23 protein-coding genes are annotated in these 26012 nt (G+C 46.9%); 16 read left to right on the top strand and 7 right to left on the bottom strand.

All coding sequences use genetic code 11. The features are described from left to right. Positions 1–203 precede the first annotated feature (203 nt). Complete coding sequence (locus tag QUB63_RS14930) at positions 204–2585, top strand: VIT domain-containing protein (protein ID WP_332946037.1); 2382 nt, start codon at positions 204–206, stop codon at positions 2583–2585. A 264-nt stretch (positions 2586–2849) separates the two neighbouring features. Here the strand turns inward: QUB63_RS14930 and rpe are convergent, their stop codons facing one another. Beyond that, a complete protein-coding gene (gene rpe, locus QUB63_RS14935; RefSeq protein WP_332946038.1) occupies positions 2850–3551 on the bottom strand; it encodes a ribulose-phosphate 3-epimerase in 702 nt (233 codons plus the stop codon). Between rpe and QUB63_RS14940 the strand changes: the two genes are divergently transcribed. The 3 genes from QUB63_RS14940 to QUB63_RS14950 all read left to right on the top strand — a co-directional run bounded on the left by QUB63_RS14940 (position 3550) and on the right by QUB63_RS14950 (position 5689). Beyond that, positions 3550–3672 (top strand): hypothetical protein, encoded by a 123-nt coding sequence (locus QUB63_RS14940; protein WP_332946039.1) that lies wholly within the window; start codon positions 3550–3552, stop codon positions 3670–3672. The two genes, rpe and QUB63_RS14940, sit on opposite strands and share 2 nt — an antisense overlap. Positions 3673–3794: 122 nt before the next feature. Then, entirely contained in the window at positions 3795–4169 is a 375-nt protein-coding gene (locus QUB63_RS14945) for a hypothetical protein (RefSeq protein WP_332946040.1), read from the top strand. Between the two features lie 104 nt (positions 4170–4273). Continuing rightward, the gene (locus tag QUB63_RS14950) at positions 4274–5689 is read left to right on the top strand and encodes an LCP family protein (protein WP_332946041.1); all 1416 of its coding nucleotides are present in this window, start codon (positions 4274–4276) and stop codon (positions 5687–5689) included. 182 nt (positions 5690–5871) lie between these two features. Here QUB63_RS14950 and QUB63_RS14955 read toward each other — a convergent pair whose 3' ends face one another. Then, positions 5872–6294 carry a ribosomal maturation YjgA family protein gene (locus tag QUB63_RS14955; protein WP_332946042.1) on the bottom strand — a complete coding sequence of 141 codons (423 nt, stop codon included), beginning with the start codon at positions 6292–6294 and terminating at the stop codon, positions 5872–5874. A gap of 235 nt (positions 6295–6529) precedes the next feature. Between QUB63_RS14955 and QUB63_RS14960 the strand changes: the two genes are divergently transcribed. Then, on the top strand, positions 6530–7015 hold the full coding sequence (locus QUB63_RS14960) for a hypothetical protein (RefSeq protein WP_332946043.1): 486 nt from the start codon (positions 6530–6532) through the stop codon (positions 7013–7015). A gap of 110 nt (positions 7016–7125) precedes the next feature. Here the strand turns inward: QUB63_RS14960 and QUB63_RS14965 are convergent, their stop codons facing one another. The 4 genes from QUB63_RS14965 to QUB63_RS14980 all read right to left on the bottom strand — a co-directional run bounded on the left by QUB63_RS14965 (position 7126) and on the right by QUB63_RS14980 (position 13721). Next, entirely contained in the window at positions 7126–9819 is a 2694-nt protein-coding gene (locus tag QUB63_RS14965) for a protein kinase domain-containing protein (RefSeq protein WP_332946044.1), read from the bottom strand. A gap of 26 nt (positions 9820–9845) precedes the next feature. After that, positions 9846–11069 (bottom strand): RNA-guided endonuclease InsQ/TnpB family protein, encoded by a 1224-nt coding sequence (locus QUB63_RS14970; protein ID WP_332946045.1) that lies wholly within the window; start codon positions 11067–11069, stop codon positions 9846–9848. A 406-nt stretch (positions 11070–11475) separates the two neighbouring features. Continuing rightward, entirely contained in the window at positions 11476–13041 is a 1566-nt protein-coding gene (locus tag QUB63_RS14975; RefSeq protein WP_332946046.1) for a sensor histidine kinase, read from the bottom strand. Then, positions 13038–13721: a response regulator transcription factor gene (locus QUB63_RS14980; protein ID WP_332946047.1), complete on the bottom strand. Its 684-nt coding sequence runs from the start codon at positions 13719–13721 to the stop codon at positions 13038–13040. Before QUB63_RS14980 ends, QUB63_RS14975 begins: the two co-directional genes overlap by 4 nt. A gap of 139 nt (positions 13722–13860) precedes the next feature. Between QUB63_RS14980 and QUB63_RS14985 the strand changes: the two genes are divergently transcribed. After that, positions 13861–14271, top strand: coding sequence for a hypothetical protein (locus tag QUB63_RS14985; protein ID WP_332946048.1), 411 nt, complete (start codon positions 13861–13863; stop codon positions 14269–14271). Positions 14272–14424: 153 nt separating this feature from the next. Then, on the top strand, positions 14425–15615 hold the full coding sequence (locus QUB63_RS14990) for a calcium-binding protein (RefSeq protein ID WP_332946049.1): 1191 nt from the start codon (positions 14425–14427) through the stop codon (positions 15613–15615). Between the two features lie 171 nt (positions 15616–15786). On the opposite strand, the gene QUB63_RS14995 is transcribed toward QUB63_RS14990, so the two are convergent. Next, a complete protein-coding gene (locus QUB63_RS14995) occupies positions 15787–16695 on the bottom strand; it encodes an alpha/beta fold hydrolase (RefSeq protein WP_332946050.1) in 909 nt (302 codons plus the stop codon). Between the two features lie 301 nt (positions 16696–16996). On the opposite strand from QUB63_RS14995, the gene speB reads away from it, so the two are divergent. From speB to QUB63_RS15040, 9 genes are all read left to right on the top strand, one after another. After that, a complete protein-coding gene (gene speB / locus QUB63_RS15000) occupies positions 16997–17926 on the top strand; it encodes an agmatinase (protein ID WP_332946051.1) in 930 nt (309 codons plus the stop codon). Between the two features lie 154 nt (positions 17927–18080). Beyond that, a complete protein-coding gene (locus QUB63_RS15005; protein WP_332946052.1) occupies positions 18081–18617 on the top strand; it encodes a thioredoxin family protein in 537 nt (178 codons plus the stop codon). Positions 18618–18793: 176 nt separating this feature from the next. Next, the gene (gene modA / locus QUB63_RS15010; protein WP_332946053.1) at positions 18794–19594 is read left to right on the top strand and encodes a molybdate ABC transporter substrate-binding protein; all 801 of its coding nucleotides are present in this window, start codon (positions 18794–18796) and stop codon (positions 19592–19594) included. A gap of 309 nt (positions 19595–19903) precedes the next feature. Beyond that, the gene (gene modB, locus QUB63_RS15015) at positions 19904–21724 is read left to right on the top strand and encodes a molybdate ABC transporter permease subunit (protein ID WP_332946054.1); all 1821 of its coding nucleotides are present in this window, start codon (positions 19904–19906) and stop codon (positions 21722–21724) included. 193 nt (positions 21725–21917) lie between these two features. After that, positions 21918–22316, top strand: a complete 399-nt coding sequence (msrB, locus tag QUB63_RS15020) for a peptide-methionine (R)-S-oxide reductase MsrB (protein WP_332946055.1) — start codon at positions 21918–21920, stop codon at positions 22314–22316. 260 nt (positions 22317–22576) lie between these two features. Beyond that, positions 22577–23305: a UMP kinase gene (gene pyrH / locus QUB63_RS15025; RefSeq protein WP_332946056.1), complete on the top strand. Its 729-nt coding sequence runs from the start codon at positions 22577–22579 to the stop codon at positions 23303–23305. Then, entirely contained in the window at positions 23292–23840 is a 549-nt protein-coding gene (frr, locus tag QUB63_RS15030) for a ribosome recycling factor (RefSeq protein ID WP_332946057.1), read from the top strand. Before pyrH ends, frr begins: the two co-directional genes overlap by 14 nt. A gap of 372 nt (positions 23841–24212) precedes the next feature. Continuing rightward, complete coding sequence (locus QUB63_RS15035; protein ID WP_332946152.1) at positions 24213–25307, top strand: geranylgeranyl reductase family protein; 1095 nt, start codon at positions 24213–24215, stop codon at positions 25305–25307. Positions 25308–25466: 159 nt separating this feature from the next. Further along, positions 25467–25937 (top strand): NADAR family protein, encoded by a 471-nt coding sequence (locus tag QUB63_RS15040; protein WP_332946058.1) that lies wholly within the window; start codon positions 25467–25469, stop codon positions 25935–25937. Positions 25938–26012: the final 75 nt, after the last annotated feature.

Here is a 26012-nt window from a genome sequence, read left to right on the forward strand (position 1 = left end):
TTGCGATCGCTCCACCGGACATGATATTACACATCGCAAAAAAGCTGAAACCCGATTGAAATTGTTAGCATAAAGGCAATCGAGACGATGCGCGTTGCGATTCCGTAGCAGTCAACTGTCAACTGTCAACTGTCAACTGTCAACTGTCAACTGTCAACTGTCAACTGTCAACTGTCAACTGTCAACTATGGAGGGCTACTTTCATGCAATCCTTGACATCTCCAACCGATCGCACCAGTGGATTATACGTGCGTTCCCCAGAAGGAGAACAACTCGTTTTTCCTTTGAAACATACAGAAGTCACAGCCAAAATAGCCGGAAATCTCTCGCGGGTTGAAGTCTCGCAAAAATTTGAAAATCCTTTTACTAAGCCGCTGGAAGCTGTCTACATTTTCCCGCTACCTGCGGAAGCAGCGGTAGATGAGATGGAAATTAAAATTGGCGATCGCACAATTAAAGGCAGCATCAAAAAACGCGAAGAAGCCCAACAAATTTACGAAAAAGCCAAACAAGAAGGGCGGACTGCGGGTTTGCTGGAACAAGAGCGAGATAATATTTTTACCCAATCCCTCGCCAACATCAAACCCGGTGAAGAAATCGAGGTTGTGATTCGCTATACGGACAGCTTGAAATTTCAAGCTGGAGATTATGAATTTGTGTTTCCGATGGTTGTCGGGCCTCGATATATTCCCGGTACGCCGATCGATAAAACGGCAGCCAGCGGCAGCGCCCCAGCCCCAATGACAGTCAATGCCGATACCGATATCGTCCCCGATGCGGATCGGCTGAATGCCCCGATTTTGCCGCCGGGAATGCGATCGGGACACGATATCGGCGTGACCCTGGAAATTGCAGCGGGCGTACCGATTCGTAACGTCAATTCCCCATCCCACCAACTGCGGATCGAATATTTCGACTCACCCCAAGCCTCCGCAGCCAGCGAGCAAAAAAATGGGCTCATGGTGCGCGTTCAGTTGGAAAATGCAGATACAATTCCCAACAAAGATTTGATGGTTCGCTATCAAATTTCGGGTCGAGAAACCCAATCGACGGTATTAACTCAATTGGACGATAGAGGCGGACATTTTGCAGTTTATCTGATTCCGGCGATCGAGTACAAAACTGATGAAATTGTCCCGAAAGATGTTGTTTTTTTAGTGGATACTTCGGGTTCGCAATCGGGAGCGCCTTTGCAGCAATGTCAGGTATTGTTGCGGCAATTTATTAACGGGCTAAATCCGTCGGATACTTTCTCGATTCTGGATTTTTCCGACTCCGTGCGGCAACTGTCAAAACAACCGCTACCGAATACAGCAGAGAATCGGCAAAAGGCGATCGAATATATCAACAAACTCGACGCTGCTGGTGCTACGGAAATGTTGGGCGGCATTCGGGCGGCGATCGATTTTCCCGCACCATCCGGGCGCTTGCGAACTGTGGTATTCCTCAGCGACGGTTACATCGGCAACGAAAACGAGATTCTCGCCGAAGTGCAGCAGCATCTCAAATCGGGGAATCGCCTGTACAGCTTTGGTGCGGGGAGTTCCGTCAATCGTTTTTTGCTCGATCGCATTGCAGAAATTGGGCGGGGGATTTCCCGAATTATCCGCCACGACGAACCCGTTAACGAATTTGTTGAAAAGTTCTTCCGACAAATCAACAATCCGGTGTTGGTAAATCTGGAAATTACTTGGCAGGGAGAGGGCGAAAGTCCGATAATCTATCCCTCAGTTGCGCCGGATTTATTTGCCGAACAACCCCTCGTTTTATTTGGAAAAAAGGGCGATCGCCAAGCTGGAACACTTCAGATAAAAGGGGTTAGTGCAGGCGGAAACCAGTACCTCCAAACCTACGAAATGAACTTTACCGATCCTGGAAATCCGGCAGTTGCTCAGCTTTGGGGGCGACACCGCATCAAAGATTTGATGAATCAAATGCTGCAATATGAAACAAAGGTGGGGGTGGAAACAGTAACAGAAACGGCGCTAACCTATCAGCTTTTGTCGCAATACACGGCTTTCGTGGCTGTCAGCGATGATGTGCGCCTCGAACCGGGTACCGAATCGATCGCGATGAACGTGCCGGTAGCAATGCCGGAAGCTGTGGAATATGAGGGCGTATTTGCAAGCCTAGCTGTTGAACCAGTGAATCGAACTTTGCTAAAAGGTGGTGGAAATTTTTCCTCGTTTCTTGCCCCCCTAGGAGGAGCGGCAGTATTTGAACGTGGCATCTCATTGAGCAGCGAAGCGGGGATGGTTGCTGAAGAGATACAAGATAGCGCACCAGCCCGCCCGCGCCGTACATCACCTGTAGAAGTCGTTAGCGCTACGGGATTGGATGAAGAGGCGATCGATAGTTTAAACGAACACTTGGCAACTCTGACTGTCCCGCCCGGTACAAACGGCGAATTGGTGTTAGAAATTGTCTTCGGTAAGGTGCGCGCCAGCCGCATAGTTGTGGATGCTGATGCTTCGACTTTGGCGGATGTGGAGTTGCTCAAAACTATCAAAAAATGGCTCTTTAGCTGGCGCATTCCTCACTTGATTGGGGATACAGTGCGCCTGACGTTGCGGATTAGATCTTGATATTTTGAGGACTTATAATGTCCGGTCAATAGTTTGATATCATGTGCGATCGATTACCATAACAAAAATGGAACGCACGTGCCCACGAAAGTCCGCAGCCTGAGAGCGGACTTTCGTGGGCACGTGCGTTCCTTACTGGTTTTTGATACCAATAGACCTCTAGACCTCTCTAATAATTATCGCTTCACAAGCATCCTGCGCCTGTGAAGCGATAATTTTGGGAAAAGTCTATTACTAATTCATCGGACACGATCGAATTTTTAATTAGACAGCAGCCAACTCAGGAGTCGGGCGCTTGCTGTGGCGGATACCCTCGATCGCACCTGCGTAATCATTCGCCTTAAACACAGCAGAACCGGCGACGATCGCATTTGCGCCCGCTTCCAGAACCTGCCAAGTATTGTTACCCTTCAAACCGCCATCCACCTCAATCCAAGGATCGAGGCCCTTGTCGTCGCACATTTTACGCAAGGAGCGAATTTTCGGCAGCACCGCCGGGATAAAACTTTGACCGCCAAAGCCGGGATTCACGCTCATAATCAGCACCAAATCGCAAAGTTCCAGCACGTACTCGATCAACTCCAGCGGCGTCGAAGGATTCAGAACTACACCAGCCATTTTGCCCAATTCCCGAATTTGACCGAGGGTGCGGTGCAAGTGAGGCGAAGCATTATGCTCGGCGTGAACCGAAATAATGTCAGCACCAGCCTTAGCGAAGTCCTCGACGTACTTCTCCGGCTCCACAATCATCAAGTGGACATCGATCACCTTGGTAGTAACAGGGCGAATTGCCTCAACAATCAGCGGCCCGATAGTAATATTAGGAACAAAGCGACCGTCCATCACATCTACGTGAATCCAGTCAGCCCCAGCTCGATCGACAGCCTGAATCTCTTCTCCGAGACGGCTAAAATCGGCTGATAATATGGATGGAGCAATAACGATCGGTTTTTGGGATTGGGTCATGGCTAAGTCTGTTCTCCTGTCTCCTGTGCTGTATCCAGTTTATCAAAATACGGCTCTCCGGGCCGAAAAGTTGCCAACGCTCGATCGCCCTCGCCTCCGCGCCGAAAAATTTTGCCTCTGACAGACAAGTTTTGCGATCGCACCAGCCCGGCTCTCCGAATTTTGGTTTAGGATATAAATTTTCCGTCCAACTAATAACTTTTGTGCAAAATCTGACCTTCTGCAAATTTTGAGTAGCGAATTATGAAAAATAGAGATCCCTTAGAAAATCCTGAACTCGATCGTGCAAGCCTCTTTGTATTAATGATCCCAGTCATCGGCTTTTTCCCCGCCCTGTGGACACTTTACCGCCGTCAGGCCAGCCCCGAACGCAAAGCCGTCAGCCGCTTGGCAATTGCCCTTGCTTTTAGTTGGCTCTTAGGACATATTCTTTTAGAAGCTGGAGCGATTTCTGCGGAATCTGGGACACTTACCATGTTATTAATGAGTAGCCTGCTGACAACCAGCTATTTTATCGTTGCTCTGGGACTGATGGTTCGCCTCTGGAAGCGTCAACCGCTATGGTTGCCCGGAATTAGCCGCGTAGCCGAGCAAGTGGTCGGCAAACATTTATCATAATTTAGGGTTCTTTCTAGCCCCTACCGTATTGATTGAGTGCGTTTTCAGCTTGATACTACATATTGTCACGATCTTTTTTATTTTTGTTGTGTGTGAGGAAGCCAGTGCCAGCTCAAAAAACTCCTAATCAAGACCCTATCAAACAATCAACCGCTCAACCTTCAACCAAAAAATCAAACCAGCCGCATCGAGGCCGTTGGCTGGGTTTTGGTTTTGGTTTGGCTGGAGTAGCCATGCTCTCAGCCACAGCCGGAGCCCTGCTAGCCGTCTCCCTTTCCACAACGCCGCTTCAGCAACAAAAGTTGAGTCCTGAAGAAGCGGCGGTGTTTTCTCAAGGCGACATGGCAAAGCTCAGCATGAAGATGCCGGAGCTGACTCGCCCAGTTAATATTTTAGTTTTAGGACTTAAGGTTCTGAGTTCAGACCTCGACGGCCATCCCGATAAAGACAAGGGATACGATGTCTGGCAAAACTCTTTCAAGGGGTTAACCGATACCATGCTGTTGGTGAGGTTTGACCCTCAAAATAAAAAAATAAGCGTGCTTTCGATTCCGCGAGACACTCGCACCTATGTGGAAGGTAGGGGTGTCGTGAAAATCAATGAAGCTAATTACTACGGCGGCCCGGCTTCTTCAGCGAAGTCAGTCAGCGGACTGCTGGGCGGCGTGGGAATTGACCGCTATGTGACAGTCAATATTCAAGGGATCAAAAGCTTGGTAGATGCCCTTGGCGGCATTACTATTAATGTCCCTAAAGACATGAAGTATACCGATGAAAGCCAGCATTTATATATAGATTTAAAGGCAGGCAAGCAGAATCTCAACGGCGAACAAATCGTGCAATATTTGCTTTACCGGCACGACGATTTGGGCGATATCGGGCGGGTGCAGCGCCAGCAATTGTTGATGCGGGCTTTTGTGGAACAGGAAGTTAATGTCGGTTTGCTTTCTCGCTTGCCGAAGATTTTGTCGGTGATTCAGTCTCACCTTGACACGAATTTGAGTATAGAAGAATTGGTGGCTTTGGCTGGTTTTGCTACTCAAACCGATCGCGCTGGCGTGCAGATGTTGATGGTTCCCGGCAAATTCAGCGATCCTAAGGACTACAAGGCAAGTTTTTGGTTGCCAGACCAATATGCCATCGAAACTCTGGTGGCAGAGCATTTTGACTTCGGTCAAAATACTTGGACAATCGAGAATGCTGATTCGACTTTTCTGAAGGTGGCGGTTCAAGACAGTACGGGCGATCGATCGGCTGCTGAAGATTTTGTCAGGACTTTAACTCGCGCCGGCTATCGGAATGTTCAGGTTTATAAAGCTTGGCCCGAACCGCTGGATGTAACGACGATTGTAGCTCAAGATGGCGATATTAAAGGTGCTCAAGCGATTCGCCAGTTTTTGGGTTTTGGAGATGTGCTGGTTGAGAGTACCGGTTCTTTGCAGTCGGACGTGACAATCAGATTGGGTAAGGATTGGCTGAGCAAAAAAACTCAGTCGGGCGGGGACTTTAAGTCTTTTTAAACAATTGACAGTTAACAGTTGACCTGTGACAGTTGACAGTTGACCTGTGGTAGGGGCGGTGCCTGTGAGTGCCCGCCCGCTCCAGTTGACAGCGAAAATTCGAGCTGGGTTTTTGCTGTCCACTGTCCACCTTATAGGTAGGGAAGTTAAACCCACTCCCTATCCAATTGTCAATTGTCAATCTACCTGATGAAGTTCGATCGCCTCAGCCATCGCACCCACACCCAACCCAAAAAACTACCGATAAAATAAGACGGAAAATCCGACCAAGTAAAGGAGTTTCCCAACACCAGTCGTCCCGGTAAAGTAGCTCTAGCTGCTTGTAAAAACGGAGGTTGCCACAGTTGCAGAAACTCCAATCCGCAGGTAGCGATACATACCCCGACAGCAGCCCAAACCAGCGAAGCTTGGGGCCACAAGAAAACTGTTAGTAAAATCCAAAATATTTCATAAGCGATGGCTCCAAAAAAGTCGTTGAACCATTCCGGTGCAGGACCGCGAGAAAATCTGACTATATAACCTAAAGGGATAATCAGGCTAATATTGATTAGCAGAGCAACTCGATATTTGAAAAAAGGGTGATGGGGAGAAATTGGGGAAGTCATTAAATTTGAGACAGGTTTTTTTGTTCACTTTAACGCTTTTGCTGTAGTATGGATTATACTCTCACAACAGTGACATGAGATGAATGATTACATCGATCTTTACTGCGAACGTACCATTCCTGGTTTATGGAGTGAACCACTAAATGCTGTATCTAATATTTCTTTCCTCATTGCAGCATGGGCTATTTTTCAATAGACTCGGCAACAGCAAAAAGTACCGACTGGTATTTGGATATTGATTAGTTTAGCCACCAGTATTGGTATTGGAAGTGCCCTATTTCATACATTTGCGACACAATGGGCAAGATTACTAGATGTGATTCCTATTATGCTCTTTCAGCTTGGGTTTTTATGGCTCTATAGCCGTCAAGTAGTTAGGATGAAATATGGATATGCAGGAGGATTACTCGTAGGATTTTTATTTGCCAGCAACTTCAGCAATAAATTTACAAATGTTCTCAACGGTGCTCTTTCTTATGCTCCTGCATTTTTAGTGTTACTAGGGCTTGGACTATATCACTATCAACAGCAAAAGCGTGAGCCATTAGTTCTATTAACAGCATCGGGGGTATTCCTGTTAGCCCTTTCATTCCGAACTCTCGATCGGGCAATTTGTCCTTACTTTTCCACTGGCACCCATTTTCTTTGGCATCTTTGTAATGGTATTTTGCTGTACTTATCAGCAAGAGCATTAATCCTAAACAGGTCTATGATGGACTAGGAAGCGATCGCCTCTACCTCTCCACATCCCTAAGCACCTCTTCTAGCAACATCCGCTCTAAATGCCGGGAGTAAGCTAAAATCTAAAATCTAAAATCCCAAATCTCAAATCTAAAATCGATTTACTGGCGCAAAATCGTAACCTGCACCTGATTTAGAATCGGGTACAATTTGCAAAAGAACTACATTGCTATTGCGATCGCCGCTCGACAAAAATCTAATTTCCCCAGTCGCACCGCTAACCTTAAAATCCGCACCCGCCAAGGTTTTCGCCAACATCACCCGTCCCGCTCGACCGCTATTGGGATCAATTTTCCCGATCGACCTTCCCATCCGCAACACCTGCACCGCATCGTAACTCATCGCCGTCCGCCAGTTAACATCAATTCCCCACAAATCTCTAGCCAAAAGTGCAAAATTTAGATTTTTACTATCAGCAAAATGCCAAGAAACAGAAATTACCGCCCCGCTCAAAACTTCTGTGCCCTGTTTTAATAAATCCGTATTGTAGAGAGCATCGCCGCCAATTATCGGTAAACCTTTTTGATTGTGGCGAGCAATTTCTAGGGAGGCATTTACTGTATCTGAATCCGGTAGCAAAACCAACACATCGGCTGCAATCCCATCCTGTTTCGCCGCCGAATTTGGCTCAGATAAATCTACTTCCTTAACTACTTGACCGCCTTCCAAAATCAAAGTAGTAGAAAAAGCTGTTTGCAGCGACTTGCTATAAGAACTTTTGGAATTGTAAAAAACCGCAGCCGTGCTTTTTTTCAGGCTATTTAACATATAGCGAGCTAAAGCCGTACCTGTAAATTGGTCGCTCGGAATCGTCCGAAAGAAATAGTTTACTCCGTCGGCGCGCCTCGGAACCGTTGCTAATTCAATGCTCGTGCTCGTAGGTGCGATCGCCACCATTTGATTTTGACTGTAAATTGGAGCAACTGCGATCGAAGTTTTGCTGGTGCCGTGACCGACAACCGCTAAAATACTGCTATCTGCGATCAGACTGTTCGCAATAGCTTGGGCCCGATTTTCATCGTTACCGTCATCAGCAATCACCACCTTTAAAGGCACTCCCGCCTTAATTGCTTCGTCTTGAGCTTGAGCTATGCCGCGCAAGATTTCCGCCGCGGCGCTGAGATTGTCACCAATCGGAACTACCGCCGCAATTGAGAGAGCTTCCGCAGTCCCGAGTCGAGCGTTGTTGAGATAAATCAAAGTTTCCGGATCGGTGCGATCGACTTTTAAAGCCGCTTCTAGCTGATTTACCGCCGTTTTGAAGTCACCGGCGGCGATCGCGCGAACTCCTGCTTGCTTGTCAGGAGTGGCGGTGCTAGCAAACAAAATGCGATCGCCCGCACTGATGTAAATGCTCGCATCTACGGGCCAGGAAGTCTGGGCATTTTCCGCTGCTACCCCCGGCAAAGAGGGCACTTGAGAATCGCTAGGATTCAGGCTCCTCTCAGCTAAGTGTACGGCATCTTTGAGGATACTTATCAACTCTTTTTTGAATACAAAAGCACCAGCACCTAAAGCAATTAAAAATATCAAAAATACATAAATAAGCCAGATTTTTTTGCTGCTTTTTTGAGACTTAGCCTGCTCGTGACTGCTCGCCAAAGTAGCCGCTGTCGGCTCCTGCAAAGCCGCCAACATTTCCTTAGCATTAGCGAACCGAGTTCGGGGGTGAAACCTAATCGCTTTATCCAGAACCGCCGCAAATCTGATACTCACCTTTGATGCGTGATTCTGCCAAAGCATCTCCCGAGTTAGGGGGTCAGTTTCCAACTCCTGCGGCCACTTTCCAGTCAGCAAATAAATTGCAGTCAATCCCAAACTGTACAAATCGCTAGAATATTCCGGTCGGCCTGCGGCTTGTTCCGGGGACATAAATTGCGGCGTTCCAATGGAGATAGTTACATCATTTCCCCCAGTAGTTACCGCTTGATTAATTGTTTCCTTAACTACGCCAAAATCTATCAGCACTGGTTCACCGTCAGACTTGCGCAAAAGAATATTTTGCGGTTTAATATCTCGGTGAATAATCTGTTTTCCGTGGATGTAATCCAAAACTGGCAGCAGACTTGTGAGAATTTCCTTGACTCGATCCTCGCTCATTTTGCCAGCAACTTTTACTCGGTTGCTCAGCGTTTCCCCGTCTATCCATTCTAGGGCTAAGAAAAATAAACCATTTTCCTCAAAGTGACCGTAGAGTTTGGGAATTTGAGAATGTCCTTCGCCCAACTTTTCCAAAACAGCAGCTTCTTGAGAAAAACGCTCTCGAACGCTTTGGTCAATGTGAGGATGATCGGTGTGGGTTTTGAGCTGCTTAATGACGCAACATCGGTGCGAAGGCATTTGTGTGTCTTCGGCGAGCAATGTTAAGCCGAAACCTCCTTCTCCCAGCTTTTCAATCACCCGGTAGCGATTGTTTAAAAGTTGCTCGGATTCGGATTTTTGTTCCGGCGGCTGCAAAATTTCGCCGTTGATTTCCACGGGACTTTCTACTGCGAGAATGCCATATTTGCCGCTGCCGTTTGGTTCGGTATGAATGAGCATGGATGTGTCGCCGTTGTCTTTTAACTTTCTCCTGAGTTCAAAAATGCGATCGACTATTATTTGCTCTTCGTCACCTGTTGGGGGACGCTTGTACAGCACATTAAAAATCGCTGCAGGTTCGACATACTTGCCGTAGTGCTTGCTCAACAGCAGCAGCACGATATATTCTTCTTTGTTTAGGTTTATGCAATCCGAACCCAGCTTGACGGCGCGGGTTTTAGTGTCGATGCTCAAGTTGTCCATAGTTACAGATTTGATAGACAAATATCTCACTTGCCACATCTGGTCGTTTTGTAAGGAGTAACCCTTACCGGACGTACTACCACGCCCTGTATCCCCTCAGCAAAAGCGTTGGGGAATACTTTTCGGACTATATTAGCACTGCCGTTAACATCGGCATTGATACAAGTCCCGTCACTGGCACGAAATAAGCCGCGTTTAATTCTTCTTCCCTGGTATAAGGAATGCTTGCCAATCGGCTCGTTATCTAACAAAGAACACTTAGATGTGTAACTTTCTTCAGTAATAATCACCTCCATACCCGCTAACTGCGCTTTGTAAGTTAGCATTTTAATAAAGCGAGCATGAGGCACAGAAACAAAGTTTTGGTTGTTGCGTTTCCCCAAGTTAATGGACTGCTTCCAACCATCATTTTTGCCGATTACCAGTGTCCCGATGCGGTTAGCTACCAGGCAATCGATAATAAAACGACTTGCGTTGTGCAGGTAGTTATCTATCTTGCAGTTGCGTTTGTGCGTCAGTCGCTGAATTTTTTTTGAGGTTTTTTGATTCTTTGGTAAGCAAGATTGGCTCTTGGCTTTTTGTTTGTTGTAATAAGCATTGAGGGCTTTTAAGGGTCTCCCATTGACGATAACTGGTTTCAATCCTGCTTGGTTTGAGACGATGGTTGCCAGGTTGTTTAACCCGATGTCAATCCCTGCAATTGCCTCCGTACCATCGTTAGAGCCACCTGATTGTAATACCTCATACACCACTTCCACGACGATGTGGTAAGTTTTTGGTACGATTCTTACTTGGTTGACAGCTTTGACACGAGTCGGCAGAAAAATTGAGGTTTTGGATAGATGAATAATTCCTTTTTTCAACCAAGTTTTTGAAATGGCTTGTTGTGTATAGGTGACAACATTTCTCCCTGCTGTTTTATGTTTGTATTTCGGTAATTTCGGGCGAGACTCAAACAGAGATTTTTGCTGGTTGTAGGTTGCTGTTGCCTGAAAAAATGATTTCCAGCTTTCATGCAGCCTTAATAAAGTTTGCTGGCTCACCTTTGCTGGCAGAGCGATATAATCTGGTGTACCTGCGGCAAGTTTGTCAACTTGATAGTAGTTGAGGTATTCTCCTGTGGCAATAAACTTTTGTCGGATCAGGTAATTGGCATAATTGAACAGATTTTTGGAGAGAAAGCATAAATTATTTAGCTGTGGATACAGCCAGTGAGTCCGAGAGATAATATGCTTTTCGACTAACTGCATGACCAGCACAGACCCCGATATCGTGACCATAGTTTACCACAGTTGGCTACCTATGGGTAGAAGTTGAGTGAAGTTTTATCATACCGAAAATTTTATTGATAATATAAAATTAATAAAATTGTGAGTAATTGGGAAGAGATCGAGTATAGCCTTTTTCAGGTAGATAAGGTACAATAACCGCAGTGGGTAAACCGCTGGACAGAGGTCTGGCTCGCCAACAGGATCGAATGCTGGTACTAGAGGCTGCAAAATAGCCTCGCTCGGCGATCGCACGAGGCAGAACGTAAAATATCCTTAACCTTGAGACTTATTGCATAAATCTTCGATCGATCCCGAAACCGCTTCTTAACGCAGATAAACGCAGATGTATTTCAAGATAAGTCTTCTTAAAAATTTTCGAGTTCCGTTAATAGCGATGGCCCACAGGTAAGCTCAGTATAAACGCTGTTTGACCGAGGATAGCAGCATCTAGTTTGATATCGCCGCCGTGGGCCCGTGCGATTTCCCGTGCTAGGCTTAGTCCCAATCCCGATCCTTCGATTTTTTGGGTTTGAGTGGAGTCGCCGCGATGGAAGCGCTCAAAAATACGATCGCGCTCGCTCAAAGAAATATCTTGAGAACTATTGACAATTTTCACAATTACTCTTTTTTCCTGACACTCAGCCTGTAACCGGAGCCAACCCTTCGGTAAATTATATTTAATGGCATTCCCAACCAGATTTTGCAAAACCTGCACCAGCAAATCGCGATCGCCCTGTATAAATAACTTAGGAGCGATTTCCATTTGCACATCTAAATGTGGTGCTAGCAGTTCCATATCTTCGGCAATTTCCGATAGCAAAGCCGACATATTCACCTCAACCCGATGTAAACCCATACGTCCGGCATCCGCTAGAGAAAGTAAGAGAAGTTTGCGGGTAATTTCACTCAATCTGTGCACTTCATCCAATAAATTACTCAGGGTTTGCTGCACCTGTGAACCAGATTCAACTTGATGCAAAGCCAGTTCTAGTTGCCCTTGCAAAATTGCCAGCGGAGTCTTTAATTCGTGAGCAGCATCTCCACTAAAACGAGAAGCTTGTTTAAAACTTCGCTCCAGACGTTCTAACATCTGATTGAACACAAAAATTAATTCCACAAACTCTATATCCGTTGAACCGACGGGGACGCGCCGATCTAGCCCTTGTACGGTGACATTGCCGATCGCCATCGTGAGTCGCCCAATTGGATAGAGAATACTCCTCGATATCAACCACGCTCCACCGGCTACGAGTAAAAGCGCTATGGGAATAGAAAATAGAAAGATATTACCAATAGATGTCATTTCCCGATCGATAGCTTGCAAGTTAACGGCGATGGCTGCTTGAAAATCAGGAGAATTAATCGCGCCGACACGCCAAATTGCAGTGCTAGTATGCTGGGTTGCTAGCTTAGCTTGGATCGCACCAGGAGGATGAAGTCGATCGTGCGGGGGTCGATCGTGTGGGGGTCGATCGAACGTCGGCAGTCCATCGTGCGGGGGTCTTCTTTCGGGCGGTGGAAATAAATTGAGGCGATCTGGAGGTGGCGGATCTAGTGGATTTGGTGGAGGGGGAGGTTGTAATTCAAAATCTCTTCTGCCGCGATCGGGAGGGGGTAGCGGCAGCGATCGCCATAGGGAATTCGCATCAAGTCCATCGGGCCACTGGCTCGATTTGTAGATTAAATTACCATCTCTTTGAGTCACTACCAAAGCGACGATTGTTTCCCCATTCATGCCCAAAAGTAAGGGCAAAGAATCAGTATAAGCATCCCATTCGGGCGATCGCGGACGGGTAGCGTGGAGCAACTGAGTTTCTATTTCAGCATCAAGACGCTTGACTTTAGCGTCGTAAATCAACCACCACGAAACAACACCAAAGCCAATCAGAGCAATACTTGCCAGCACAGCAGAGGATAGAGCTATGCGAAAGCGAAAAGATTGGAGTTTCATGATGCTGCATCTGGTTTGCGAAACCGATAGCCAACGCCGCGCACGCTTTCAACCCATCCCATACCGCCGATAGGTTCAATTTTCTTGCGAATGCGTTGAATACATACATCTACTACATTCGTATTCGGATTAAAATCATAGCCCCAGATATGTTCGAGGATTTGGGTGCGGGTGAGTACCCTACCGGGCGATCGCATCAGATATTCCAACAGATTAAACTCGCGGGTTGTCAGTTCGACTGTATGGCGATCGCAAGTAACTTCTCGGAGAATGCGATCGAGCTTAACGGGGCCAACACTCAGAATATTTTGCCCATCGCCCGAAGCACGCCGCACTACAGCATGAATGCGAGCAACTAACTCCTCAACAAAAAACGGTTTAGCTAAATAGTCATCAGCACCGAGATGTAAGCCTTCAATGCGATCGTCTAGTTCATTGCGAGCAGTCAATAAAATCACAGGTACATTGCGCCCGGCCTTTCGCAGATGTTTGAGGATAGATAATCCGTCTTTTCCCGGCAAAACAATATCGAGGACGATCGCATCATACTGATTATCCATCGCCCGCCCATAGCCATCGTTGCCATTATCGCAATAATCGACAACAAAGCCTTGTTCTTTCAAGCCGATACAAACAAAATTAGCGATTTTTTCTTCATCTTCAACGTATAGAACATTCATAGATTCACCGATGCGTTGTGATTATACCGTGATTATTTATTTAATTTAATTACAAAATTGTAATCTATCCGCAGAGTTCCCGGTCATGTTTGGGTAGTTTGATGCTGCTATCAACTTTTTGGCGGCAATTATAACTACCATGAAAAATCCTGCACTACTCGCATTACCTGCTACAGCTTTGCTGCTGGGATTGAGCAGCTTCACTTTGGGCGATCGAACTACAGTCAGTTTTAACATCGCACTAGCCCAAAGCCAACCCGCACCCGATCGAGAGCGCAGACATCCGCCCCGTATAGATTTTGCCGCTGCGGCCAAACAATTAGGAATCACCGAAGCCGAGTTAATCGAAGCTTTGGGGCTACCCGCCAAACCGCCAGAACCGCCAAGTGACAATAATCGCCCGCTGTACCCACCACCTCCACCTCCTTTAGATATTCCCGGTGCCGCGAAAAAGTTGGGAGTCACCGAAGCGCGGTTGATTCAAATTTTGGGCATTCCACCCCGTCCACCGGGCGATCGTAATATACCTGACAATTCGGAAAAACGCTAATTGCTCCAGATTACAAAACTGTAATGCCAGCACAGGGATAAATGTCATTTTGAACCAGCTTAATGATTGTAGCGACGAAATTAAAGGCGATCGAGAATTTATTCTTTTAGCCTGACAACTGCTTCAAACTTAGAAAACCGAGGTAATTACACCATGCCACCACTATTCCCTAATCCAAATTCAATCACTGCACCTGGTAATGTTTCTCCTCAAAATCAAGGCGCAATGGGCAATCCTCCTCCTCAAAACCAAGGCGCGATGGGCAATCCTCCTCCTCAAAACCAAGGTGCGATGGGCAATCCTCCTCCTCAAAACCAAGGCGCGATGGGCAATCCTCCGGCTCAAAACCAAGGTGCGATGGGCAATCCTCCTCCTCAAAACCAAGGCGCGATGGGCAATCCTCCTCCTCAAAACCAAGGCGCGATGGGCAATCTCAATGCTCAAAACCAAGGTGCGATGGGCAATGCTCCTCCTCAAAACCAAGGTGCGATGGGCAATCCTCCTCCTCAAAACCAAGGCGCAGAACTTACCCGTTCTGCTCTACCTCCCCAAAACCAAACTCCACCTACTCCACCAGCTAACAGTATTAGCACTACAGCAGGAAACGACAATATTACTGGAGATAGTTTAGATAACTTCATCTTAGGTAGTAGCGGCACAGATACCATAACAGGAGGATTAGGCACCGATACAATCAGCTATCTTTCCCTTGTCAACGGCATTACGATTAAAGCTCAAGGTATTGTAGATAAAGGCGCAGCCGGCACAGATACCCTTCAGGGAATCGAACGCATTACAGCTCCTTTGGGACAGCTTAATACCATCGATGCTTCTACAGGTAGTGGCACAGCTTCTATTAATGTGGATTTGTCGCAGAAGAGTTTGGCGGTTAACAATTTACCCGGTATCGGCACTCTGAATTTTACTGTAGACAATTTCGTTAACGTCACAGGTACTCCCAATGTAGATGTCCTTACCGGAAATAATCTCGACAATAATTTAGTAGGAGGAGCGGGTAACGATACACTTTCGGGTGCGCGTGGCAATGATACGCTGATTGGAGTCAATCCATCCAGTGCTACACCCGGAAGTAATGAAACGGATGTACTGATTGGTGGTAGGGGTAGAGATGTTTTTGTGCTCGGTGATGCGGCAATTAGCTACTATCAGGGAACAGGAGTTGCACTGATTCAGGATTTCCAACAGGGAATCGATCGCATTCAGTTACACGGACAGCTCTCGGACTACAATATTGTTGGTAACTCGATAAATTTGGCTGGTACTTCTGACCAAATAGCTGTGATTCAAGGCGGCTTTACTCGTGATAGTTTCTTGTTTGTTTAAATTTCAGTTTTGGACGCATCGGGCACATTAGATTTCTCCAATAATTCTTGTGGGGCAGGCATCTTGCCTGCCCAAGACTTGCTTTTTGGGAGATGTCTATTAAATCTAAGTTTATAGTTTGGCTCTTGGCGCTCAAGCGCAACTACAAACCTAAAAAGCCGTGAAGCGTAGCTATCCCGTAGGGAATCGCTCTTTAATCCATTCGAGTAAAATAGGATTGACCAATTCCGGCGCTTCGTCTTGGGGACAGTGACCGACTCCCTCCAGGGGAATAAACTTTTCTACAGCCGGAAACTTGGCTAATTCTCGCCCGAGGGCGATCGGCTCCCAAGGGTCATTTGCGCCCCACACAATCAAAGCAGGACAGTTCAAACGCGGCAACAAATCCTCCGGTAACGGCCCTTGAGAATAGCTGATAAATGCCACAAATACATCCACTGCGCCGCTGTCTCGTGCTGGTTTTAACAACATTTCTACAAGTTCGTCGGTGACAGCTTCGGGACGGTGATAAGCTTGCAAAAGCACTTTTTTTACTGTATTCGGCGTTGCTAATTGTTTGAAAAATAATTGACTAATCCACTTGACATTTAAAACTTTTTGTGCAATTGGTGCTCCAAAACTGCGATACCAAGGCATTTCGGCGCGTTTGCGATCGTGCAGCAAGCGCAGGGAACAATTAATTAAAATTACACCAGAAGCAATATCGGGAAAATCAACAGCGGCTTGCATAATTGCTACGCAGCCGATCGAATTTCCCACCAAAAAAGCCGGCCCGCCCGCAACTTCCCGACAAAAATCAGCAATCAACTGTCCCCAAGTTTCAAAAGTATAGTCAATCTCAAGCTTGGGCGCCGGTTTCGCAGAACCGCCAAAACCGATAAGGTCGATCGCAAAACAGCGACAATCAGCAGCCAACGCCGGTAAATTCTGACGCCAGTGGCCCCAAGACGCCCCGAAACCGTGGACAAAAACCACCGCAGGGCCCTGGGTTCCCGCAGCCTGGTAACAAATCGGAAAACCTTTCCACAGCCAGGTTTGAGGTGCAGCAACTGTTGAGGGAACGGGAGTAGAAGGTGTCATGGGATTTTAGATTTTAGATTTTAGATTTTAGATTAAAGAATTGGGAATGGGGCATCTGGCATTAGTAATTCTACTTTCCTCTCAACTGCCAGCTAACAACTGCCAACTCTTCCACAGGCTTTTCGGGCAAGCTGCTTTCCTGCTTTCGGAGTCAACCCTTCTCTAAGCAAGCGGGAAAGCTGCTTTCGGAGTCAACTGTCAACTGTCACAGGTCAACTGTCAACTGACTACTTTGCAGTTAGAGCCGATATTATGTCAGGATTAAAGATGCTGACTTTTTTGCCTTATTGAAATTTCCCTTATGCCAACGATCGCTGCAACATCTGTCGTGCCCTTTCTCGGTTCCGAAATTGTACCCGACTACGACACAGCCAAAGTAGTTATTTTACCAATTCCCTACGAGGCAACCACCACCTACCGCCGAGGCTGCGAAAACGGGCCGGCTAAACTGCTAGAAGCTTCTCACCAGCTCGAATGTTACGACGAAGAACTCGATTCAGAGGTTTGCTACGATGTCGGCATTTATACCGCAATGCCGATCGCCGATACTCGCAACAGCCAACCAGTGTCATCCTCAGAAATGCTGCGAGTCACGCAAAAAACCGTACAGCAGCTAATTGGTGAAAATAAATTTGTAATCTCCCTCGGAGGCGAGCACAGCATCACCGCCGGCGTTGTCGAAGGCTACCGCCAAGGATACCCGGATGAACCCTTCACAGTCGTGCAAATCGACGCCCACGGCGACTTGCGCCACGAATACGAAGGCTCGATCCACAACCACGCCTGCGTGATGCGCCGGATTGTCGATATGGGCTTACCCACACTGCAAATCGGGATTCGCGCCATCTGCAAGGAAGAAGCCGACTTGATTAAAGCCAAACAGCTAAACGTCTTTCGAGCTCGCGAAATTGCTACTCAACCGGATTGGGCCGATCGCGCCATTGCCAGCATAACAACGAAACGGGTATTTTTGACGATCGACCTAGACGGCATCGATCCGACATTAATACCAGGCGTTGGCACACCCGAACCGGGCGGGTTAAATTGGTATTCGCTCACCGGATTTTTGCGCCGCGTCTTCGAGTCCTACGAAGTAATCGGCTGCGACATTATGGAACTAGCACCTGTGGTAGATTCTGTAGTTTCAGAATTTACCGCCGCCAAATTAACATACAAAATGATTGGATATCAAGCTCTGGCGAAAGGTTGGCTCAAGCAAGACGAGGAATAAATCGTTTGGTTGCGAATGAAAATAGGCTGTTGGCCAGGTGAGAATTAAGCTACCGCCAAAAAACAGCCAATTTAATTCGTGCCGCTCCTGCCATATTTGATGGTGCAAATACAGATATTCACCTGCTGCAAACATAAATTTACTAAGGGAAACAATGGGTACTCCGATTAACGGCTACGCTCCCGATTTTGAACTGCCGGGAGTTGACGAAGAAGTTCACCATTTAGCTCGATATTTAGAAAAGTATCGCGCGATCGGGGTAGTATTTATCTGCAATCATTGCCCTTACGTGCAGTTGTATCTCGATCGCCTGAAAGAACTGCAAGCCGATTTTCAAGAGCGAGATGTTACTTTAATCGGGATTAATGCTAATGATGCAAACCAGCATCCCGACGACAGTTTTGACAACATGAAAATTTTTGCAGCCAACAATCAACTCAACTTCCCGTACATCCGAGATGTTGCTCAAGATGTGGCTGAAAGTTTTGGGGCTTCTAAAACGCCGGAGGTTTTTTTGTTAGACCAAGATGGCAGATTGCGCTATAAAGGTTTAATTGACGACAACGCCGACGATCCGGGGGCGGTGCAGGTTTCTTATCTGCGAAGCGCGATCGACCAATTGCTCAAAGACGAACAGGTAGAGCCTTCCAGTACAGATGCGATCGGCTGTTCTGTCAAATGGCGGGAATAGTCATTAGTCATTAGTCATTAGTCATTAGTCATTAGTCATTAGTCATTAGTCATTAGTCATTAGTCATTAGACGGCGATCGTCCCAGACAAACAGACTCTACTTGTAGGGTGCGCGCTGTGCACCTTACTACTACCGAGAGTGTCAAACGCCCTGTGGGAAATCAGAACATAACCCTGTGGAAAGAAAACGCATCTTTAACTTGATTATAGTAGCCGTTTTAGCGCTGCTACTACTAATTAGTTGGAACTTATTTCAGAGTGTTTCTCCAGCGACAGCGCAGCAGCGCACGTCTTTAACCGTATCTGCGGCTATCAGTCTCTCGCCAGCATTAACAGAAATCAAGACAGTTTATCAAAGCAGCAATCCCAATGTGAATATCACTTATAATTTTGGTGCTTCCGGCGCTCTAGCGCAACAAATTCAGCAAGGAGCCCCGGTAGATATATTTTTGGGCGCCGCTACCAAACAAATGGATGCTTTGCAGCAAGCTAATCTGCTCCTTAACGAAACGCGCCGCAATTTGCTGACAAATCGCCTGGTTTTGATTGCTCCCAAAAAGGGCGCAGTTTTGAGCGATTTTAAACAGTTGACAGATGCCAAAATCAAGAAAATTGCGCTCGGCGAACCCAACAGCGTACCTGTCGGACAATACGCCCAGGAAATGCTAACTAAACTAGGATTGTGGCAGCAAATTAAGCCAAAATTAGTGTTCGGAAATAACGTCCGCCAAGTCCTGACATTTGTCGAAAGCGGTAACGTTGATGCTGGTATAGTTTACGCCACAGATGCCAAAACATCCGACAAAGTAACTGTACAGCTAACGGCTGCCGAAAATTTGCACTCTCCCATTGTTTATCCGCTAGCAGTTATCAGAAACAGCCGCAGCCTGGTGGCGGCAAAAGCGTTTGTGCAGTTTTTGGCGGGCGATCGCGCTAAAATAGTATTTCAGAAATACGGATTCGGTCTAGCGAGCTAACCAGTCTCATACAACGAAATTTTGTAGGGGCGGGTTTTACCAACAATATCTAACTCCCGCCAACAAGATATATAAACCGGCCCCCACACAACAGATAACCTTGTGTATTCAAAGAGGTACATTTCGATTTGCCGTGTTCGTGGGGGCGGGTTTACGAGATTATTGGTATTAGCCCGAGATTGTTGGTAAAACCCGCCCCTACTAGCGAATGCGAAAATTGTACATTTTGATTTATCTTTGGGTGGGGGCGGGTTTAGGAAATTATTTGTTTGAGGCAATTATTGTTGGTGAAACCCGCCCCTACGATTTATGGAATTTGATTTTTCTCCGCTCTGGATATCCCTGAAATCATCAGCCATCGCCACCTGCTTTACCTTCTTTCTCGGAATCGCCGCCGCCCGCTGGATGCTTTCCACCCGCCTCCGAGGTAAAGCCTTGATTGAAGGCATTTTCATCTCTCCCTTAGTTTTGCCGCCCACAGTAGTCGGATTCCTGCTGCTGCTGTTGTTTGGGAGAAATGGCGCGATCGGTCAATTCTTGCTAAAATTCGACTTAACAATCATCTTCACTTGGCAAGCCGCCGCCATTACAGCCACCGTCGTATCATTTCCCCTGATGTACAAAACTGCTTTGGGATCTTTTGAGCAAATTGATGCCAATCTTCTCAACGCAGCCCGCACTTTAGGCGCCTCGGAGTGGCAAGTTTTTTGGCGAATTATGTTGCCGCTAGCGTGGCCGGGAATTTTAGCCGGAACTATTCTGGCATTTGCCCGCGCTTTGGGTGAATTCGGCGCGACGTTGATGTTAGCGGGGAATATTCCGGGACAAACTCAAACTATCCCGATGGCAATTTATTTTGCTGTGGAAACTGGGGATATGAGGCAAGCTGGTATTTGGGTTTTGATTGTGCTCAGTATTTCTTTGACGATGCTCACTGCTGTTAATTTTTGGACGGATTTACAAAGAATCTCCCCCCAAGTCAATCCCAACTATAAACTGCAATCTCATCTTTCCAAATCCGCCTCTGATATTACCATAAAACCCCAAAAAATACAACCGGAAAGCGGACTTTTTTTAAACATCTTTAAACCTCTCTCTGGCTTTGCGTTGGATGTTGGCTTCGATCTCGGGCCGGAAGTGCTGGGAATTTTGGGCGCGTCGGGTTCTGGCAAGAGCATGACTCTGCGCTGCATCGCCGGTTTGGAAACTCCAACCAGCGGTAAAATTGCCGTCAACGGCAGGGTTTTATTTGACTCAGCAGAGGGTATTAATGTGCCTTCTAAAGACCGCCGTATCGGTTTTTTGTTTCAAAACTATGCTTTGTTTCCTCACTTGACTGTGGCTGAAAATATTGCTTTTGGCTTGCAGCATTTATCGGCAAGCGAGCAAAAACTTCGGGTAAAAGAACAATTGATTTCGGTGCAAATGTTGGGAATGGAAAACCGCTATCCGCAGGAACTTTCGGGAGGCCAGCAGCAGCGGGTGGCTTTGGCGAGGGCAATAGTGAGCTCGCCAGAATTGCTGCTGTTAGATGAACCGTTTTCGGCTTTGGACACGCACTTGCGGAGTCAACTGGAACGGGAGTTAATGCAGACTCTGGCTAATTATCGGGGCATTACTTTGTTTGTCAGCCACAATTTAGAGGAGGTTTACCGGGTGTGCACAAATCTGTTGGTTTTGGCTGACGGAAGTGCGATCGCCTTTGATACCAAACAGAACATTTTCGATCGCCCGCGCAACTTCACCGTCGCCCAGTTGACGGGCTGTAAGAACTTCTGTGCTGCTAAACCTGTTGCAGAAACCGTCGTGGAGGCGATCGGCTGGGGCTGCACTTTGACTGTCGTCGAACCAATTCCGAAATCTTTGGTTTCTGTGGGAATTCGGGCTCATCAAGTCAGTTTTGTTAGCGGGTGCGATCGCGAAAATACTTTTGCTTGTTGGATCGCCTCAACGGTGGAAACTCCGCACCGGGTGACATTATATCTCAAGTTGCACTCGCCTCCCGATGATTCCCAAGATTATCACTTGCAAGCTGAAGTTTTCAAGGAAAAGTGGCGGGCGATTAAGGACAATCCTTTTCCCTGGTATGTTCATTTCGAGCCAATTAGGTTAATATTAATGGAGGCATGAGTTAACAGCAAGATACAGTCATATTATCTCCAATAAATTGTCCCTCAAAAATGTTCGTAGTGAGGACTTCAGTCCTCTGAGGACTAAAGTCCTCACGCTCTATGCCTTTATGTGGCGGTAATATAAGGAGATAATATTAACCGTTAATTGTTAACTACAAACAACTACTTTCATCTACACCAAACATTAAGCCATGACAGACAAAGTTAAGAAAACCGACGCCGAATGGCAACAGCAACTTACGCCTGAACAGTTCAAAGTCACAAGAAAAAAAGGAACGGAAAGAGCTTTTAGCGGCGAATATCACGACAACAAAAAGCCCGGAATTTATAAGTGTATTTGCTGCGGCACTGAGCTATTTAAATCAGAAACAAAGTACGATTCCGGTACCGGTTGGCCGAGTTTCTACGCTCCGATAAAAGAAGAAAATGTCAGGAATGAGGCGGATAACGCCTTGTTCATGCGCCGCACAGAGGTACTGTGTGCTGTTTGTGACGCTCATCTGGGCCACGTATTCAACGACGGGCCCAAACCCACCGGTCAGCGTTACTGCATGAATTCTGCTGCTCTTGATTTCGTTCCCAAGGATTGAACTAAGGCAGTCATAGACGCAGGCGGGGGGGGGAATACGGTTTCTGCGTAAATATCTCTTGGAGAGTTCGAGGATTTTTAGGAGAAACCGTTTTTTTGCCATCCGCCAACAGTCAACAGTCAACAGTCAACAGTCAACAGCCAACATTCCAAGGTGTTCTGGAACAAGCTCAAAAGCCTGTTCCAGGCAATTTATGTTCAAAATGCACCCGTGCTGCTATCTTATGGTGGAGACAAAAAGAGTAAAAAAATAGTGGCGACATGGGGATGGTTTATCAGCGGGTTTTGCTGAAGCTCAGCGGTGAAGCGCTGATGGGCAGCTTGGGCTACGGTATCGATCCGGTAGTCGTTGGGTCGATCGCCCAGGAAGTGGCCAAAGTCGTGTCCCAAGGCATTCAAATCGCGATCGTTGTCGGCGGCGGCAACATTTTTCGCGGCGTGAAAGCAGCTTCCGCAGGGATGGATCGGGCAACAGCCGACTATGTGGGCATGATTGCTACGGTAATGAATGCTATCACTTTGCAGGATGCACTGGAACAAGCAGGTGTGCCCACGAGAGTGCAATCGGCGATCGCCATGCAAGAAGTAGCTGAACCCTACATTCGGCGGCGCGCCATTCGGCACCTGGAAAAAAAACGGGTAGTGATTTTTGGTGCCGGTTCTGGCAATCCTTTTTTTACTACTGATACTACAGCCGCTTTGCGGGCGGCTGAAATTGATGCAGAGGTGATTTTTAAAGCGACTAAGGTAGATGGGGTGTACGATTCCGACCCCCACGTCAACCCCAACGCGCGCAGGTATCAAACCCTCACCTACGCCCACGTCTTGAACCAAGACTTGCGGGTGATGGACAGTACCGCGATCGCCCTGTGCAAAGAAAATAATATTCCTATTATGGTATTTGACCTCTCGGTCTCGGGCAACATCTACCGCGCCGTAATGGGAGAATCTATTGGAACCCTTGTCGGAGGAATTTGTGAAGTTAGCTGAAGCAGAAGATCATATGCAAAAGGCTGTTGAGGCTACTCAACGGTCTTTTAATACTATTCGGACGGGACGCGCCAACGCCTCCCTGCTCGATCGAGTCATGGTAGATTATTACGGATCTCCAACTCCGATCAAATCCCTTGCCAATATCGGCACCCCGGATGCGACTACGATCAACATTCAACCGTTCGATCGCACAGCGCTGACCTCGATCGAAAAAGCAATTTCCCTGTCAGATGTAGGACTCGTACCCAACAACGACGGTGCAGTTATTCGCTTGAACATTCCGCCGCTGACAAGCCAGAGACGCCAAGAATTTGTCAAAATGGCCGCGAAGTTTGCCGAAGAAGGTAAAGTCGCAATTCGCAATATCCGCCGCGATGCCGTTGACTCGATTCGCAAGCAGGAAAAAAGCAGCGATATCTCTAAAGATGAATCGCGAGACTTGCAAGATAAAATTCAAAAGCTGACGGACAAGTACATTGCCAAAATAGAAGAAGTTCTGGCAGCGAAAGAGAAAGATATCACGACAGTATAAAAGTCGGTAGTCAGCAGTCATTAGTCAGCAGTCATTAGTCAGCAGTCATTAGTCAGCAGTCAGCAGTCATTAGTTGCCAACTCACAAATCAGGGACAATGACTAATAACATCAACAGTCGTGGACGCACGATAGTCTTAAGAAACCCGGTTTCTGCGACAATCTTGCTGCCATGACTGTTGATATTAAGAAACCGGGTTTCTGTGTTCAGGACTGCTCAACTAATAACTAATGACAACAGACTACTAAAAAATGACCGCTAAAAAATGACTAATGACTAATGACTAATGACTAATGACTAATGACTGATGACCAATGACTAATGACTAATGACTAATGGCCAATGACTAATGACTGATGACTGATGACAAAAATATTTGATTGCATTATTGTGGGTGCAGGCCCGGCAGGCAGCACAGCAGCTTATCATCTGGCTCTTCTGGGACGTTCTGTTTTGGTACTGGAAAAAGCGTCTTGGCCCCGCAAGAAACCTTGTGGCGGTGGTGTTTCTTCGGCGATCGCCCAATGGCTCGATTTTGACCTAACGCCAGCTATTTCTATGAAAGTTAACAAAGTTAGCTACACCTGGAAAATGGAAGATCCGGTGCAAGTTCAGGTAGCTTCGCCAATGTGGATGGTACAGCGAGATGTATTTGATGACTTTTTAATTAAACAAGCTCAAAAAAATGGTGCCCAACTGAGAGATTCAACAGAAGTCAAAGGAATTGAATTTAAGAACTCTGTTTGGGAAGTTAAAACTAATTCAGAACCAGTTTTCTGCCGCTATTTGATTGCTGCTGACGGTGCCGGCGGGCCGATGACTAAGTGGCTGGGATTGAAAGAGCCAAAACTTTGTTTGAGCGCAAGTTTAGAAACTCGCTCAATCAAGGGCGATGCGCTTAATTTCGATTTTGGTACTATCAAAAAAGGTTTTATCTGGAGCTTTCCCAAAGCTGACGGCTACTCTTTGAGTATTGCTGCGATGCGCGGTGACAAGCCAAAAGATATGAAGAAAATTTTAGCCAACTATGCAACTAAGTGCGGTGCGGATGTTAGTGTCAGCAACGTGCGGGAACACGCACTTTCTCTCTGGGATGGCGATCGCCAATTGCACTCCCAAAACGCGCTACTGGTAGGAGAAGCCGCCAGTCTCGCCGATCCCCTCACCGGCGAAGGGATTCGACCAGGCATATTTAGCGGATTTAAGGCAGCGATTGCGATCGATCGAGCTCTCTCAGGTGCCGGCGACGCCCTGGAGCAGTATTCTGTGGCGATCGCCGAAGAATGGGGAACTGATATGGTTTGGGCCCGTCGCTTGGCTCGGGCATTCTATCAGTTTACTGGCTCTGCTTACAGAGCGGGCGTCAAATCGACGAGTGCTACTCCGTTGATGAGCAAAATTTTGTGCGGCGAACTGCGCTATGCCGATATCGCTAACCGCGCTCTGAAAAAGCTGATGCCGTTTTAGAAGGAAGAAGGAAGAAGGAAGAAGGAAGAAGGAAGAGGGAAGAATAAATATTCTTAAATCCACATAAAGTAAAGTGCGCGCTGCGTACTCTACTTTATAGAGGTTACGGAGGTTACGCATAAATCCTGTACAATTTAAAATCTAATATCTCAAATAATTATGATAATTTATTTTTATAAAGTAGAGGAACCTTACGGCTGCTTTTCCAATTTTTCACCGCACGACATTTGCCTGTACGGGCAAGATTGGTTGACTGTGGAACATTACTATCAAGCCCAAAAATTTGTCGGTAGTGCCGATGAAAGATTGGTGGCGACAATTCGAGCCGTACCAACTCCTCAGGAAGCAGCCCAATTAGGTCGCGATCCAAACCACCGGATGCGCGCTGATTGGGAAGCGGTGAAAATTCCCATTATGCGCGAAGCAGTTTTAACTAAGTTTCTCGCTCATCAAGACATTCAAGCTATTCTCCTGGCCACAGGGGAGCGAATGATTGTGGAGGATTCACCAACGGATTACTACTGGGGGTGCGGCTGCGATCGCACCGGCCAAAATCATTTGGGTAAAATTCTGATGAGCGTGCGCAGCGAAATTTGTCAGCGCCGGGGGGCCGCTCGAAACTCAGGTTAATTATCATTATATGAAGTTATACAAACAAATGTCAACTTATCCTAACAATAAATAATTGCGATCGTGAGAATTTAA

The organism is Microcoleus sp. ARI1-B5, from assembly GCF_036705795.1.
Classification (GTDB): domain Bacteria; phylum Cyanobacteriota; class Cyanobacteriia; order Cyanobacteriales; family Microcoleaceae; genus Microcoleus.

Excerpts from the sequence above, each read along its gene's own strand:
- QUB63_RS14955 (WP_332946042.1), bottom strand. The coding sequence starts at position 6,294 with ATGACTTCCCCAATTTCTCCCCATCACCCTTTTTTCAAATATCGAGTT.
- QUB63_RS14965 (WP_332946044.1), bottom strand. The coding sequence starts at position 9,819 with ATGGACAACTTGAGCATCGACACTAAAACCCGCGCCGTCAAGCTGGGT.
- msrB (WP_332946055.1), top strand. The coding sequence starts at position 21,918 with ATGACAGACAAAGTTAAGAAAACCGACGCCGAATGGCAACAGCAACTT.
- QUB63_RS14940 (WP_332946039.1), top strand. The coding sequence starts at position 3,550 with ATGGCTAAGTCTGTTCTCCTGTCTCCTGTGCTGTATCCAGTTTATCAA.
- QUB63_RS14945 (WP_332946040.1), top strand. The coding sequence starts at position 3,795 with ATGAAAAATAGAGATCCCTTAGAAAATCCTGAACTCGATCGTGCAAGC.
- QUB63_RS14970 (WP_332946045.1), bottom strand. The coding sequence starts at position 11,069 with ATGCAGTTAGTCGAAAAGCATATTATCTCTCGGACTCACTGGCTGTAT.
- speB (WP_332946051.1), top strand. The coding sequence starts at position 16,997 with ATGCCAACGATCGCTGCAACATCTGTCGTGCCCTTTCTCGGTTCCGAA.
- rpe (WP_332946038.1), bottom strand. The coding sequence starts at position 3,551 with ATGACCCAATCCCAAAAACCGATCGTTATTGCTCCATCCATATTATCA.
- QUB63_RS14980 (WP_332946047.1), bottom strand. The coding sequence starts at position 13,721 with ATGAATGTTCTATACGTTGAAGATGAAGAAAAAATCGCTAATTTTGTT.
- QUB63_RS14990 (WP_332946049.1), top strand. The coding sequence starts at position 14,425 with ATGCCACCACTATTCCCTAATCCAAATTCAATCACTGCACCTGGTAAT.
- modB (WP_332946054.1), top strand. The coding sequence starts at position 19,904 with ATGGAATTTGATTTTTCTCCGCTCTGGATATCCCTGAAATCATCAGCC.
- QUB63_RS15040 (WP_332946058.1), top strand. The coding sequence starts at position 25,467 with ATGATAATTTATTTTTATAAAGTAGAGGAACCTTACGGCTGCTTTTCC.
- QUB63_RS14985 (WP_332946048.1), top strand. The coding sequence starts at position 13,861 with ATGAAAAATCCTGCACTACTCGCATTACCTGCTACAGCTTTGCTGCTG.
- QUB63_RS14995 (WP_332946050.1), bottom strand. The coding sequence starts at position 16,695 with ATGACACCTTCTACTCCCGTTCCCTCAACAGTTGCTGCACCTCAAACC.
- QUB63_RS14930 (WP_332946037.1), top strand. The coding sequence starts at position 204 with ATGCAATCCTTGACATCTCCAACCGATCGCACCAGTGGATTATACGTG.
- QUB63_RS15005 (WP_332946052.1), top strand. The coding sequence starts at position 18,081 with ATGGGTACTCCGATTAACGGCTACGCTCCCGATTTTGAACTGCCGGGA.
- pyrH (WP_332946056.1), top strand. The coding sequence starts at position 22,577 with ATGGGGATGGTTTATCAGCGGGTTTTGCTGAAGCTCAGCGGTGAAGCG.
- QUB63_RS14975 (WP_332946046.1), bottom strand. The coding sequence starts at position 13,041 with ATGAAACTCCAATCTTTTCGCTTTCGCATAGCTCTATCCTCTGCTGTG.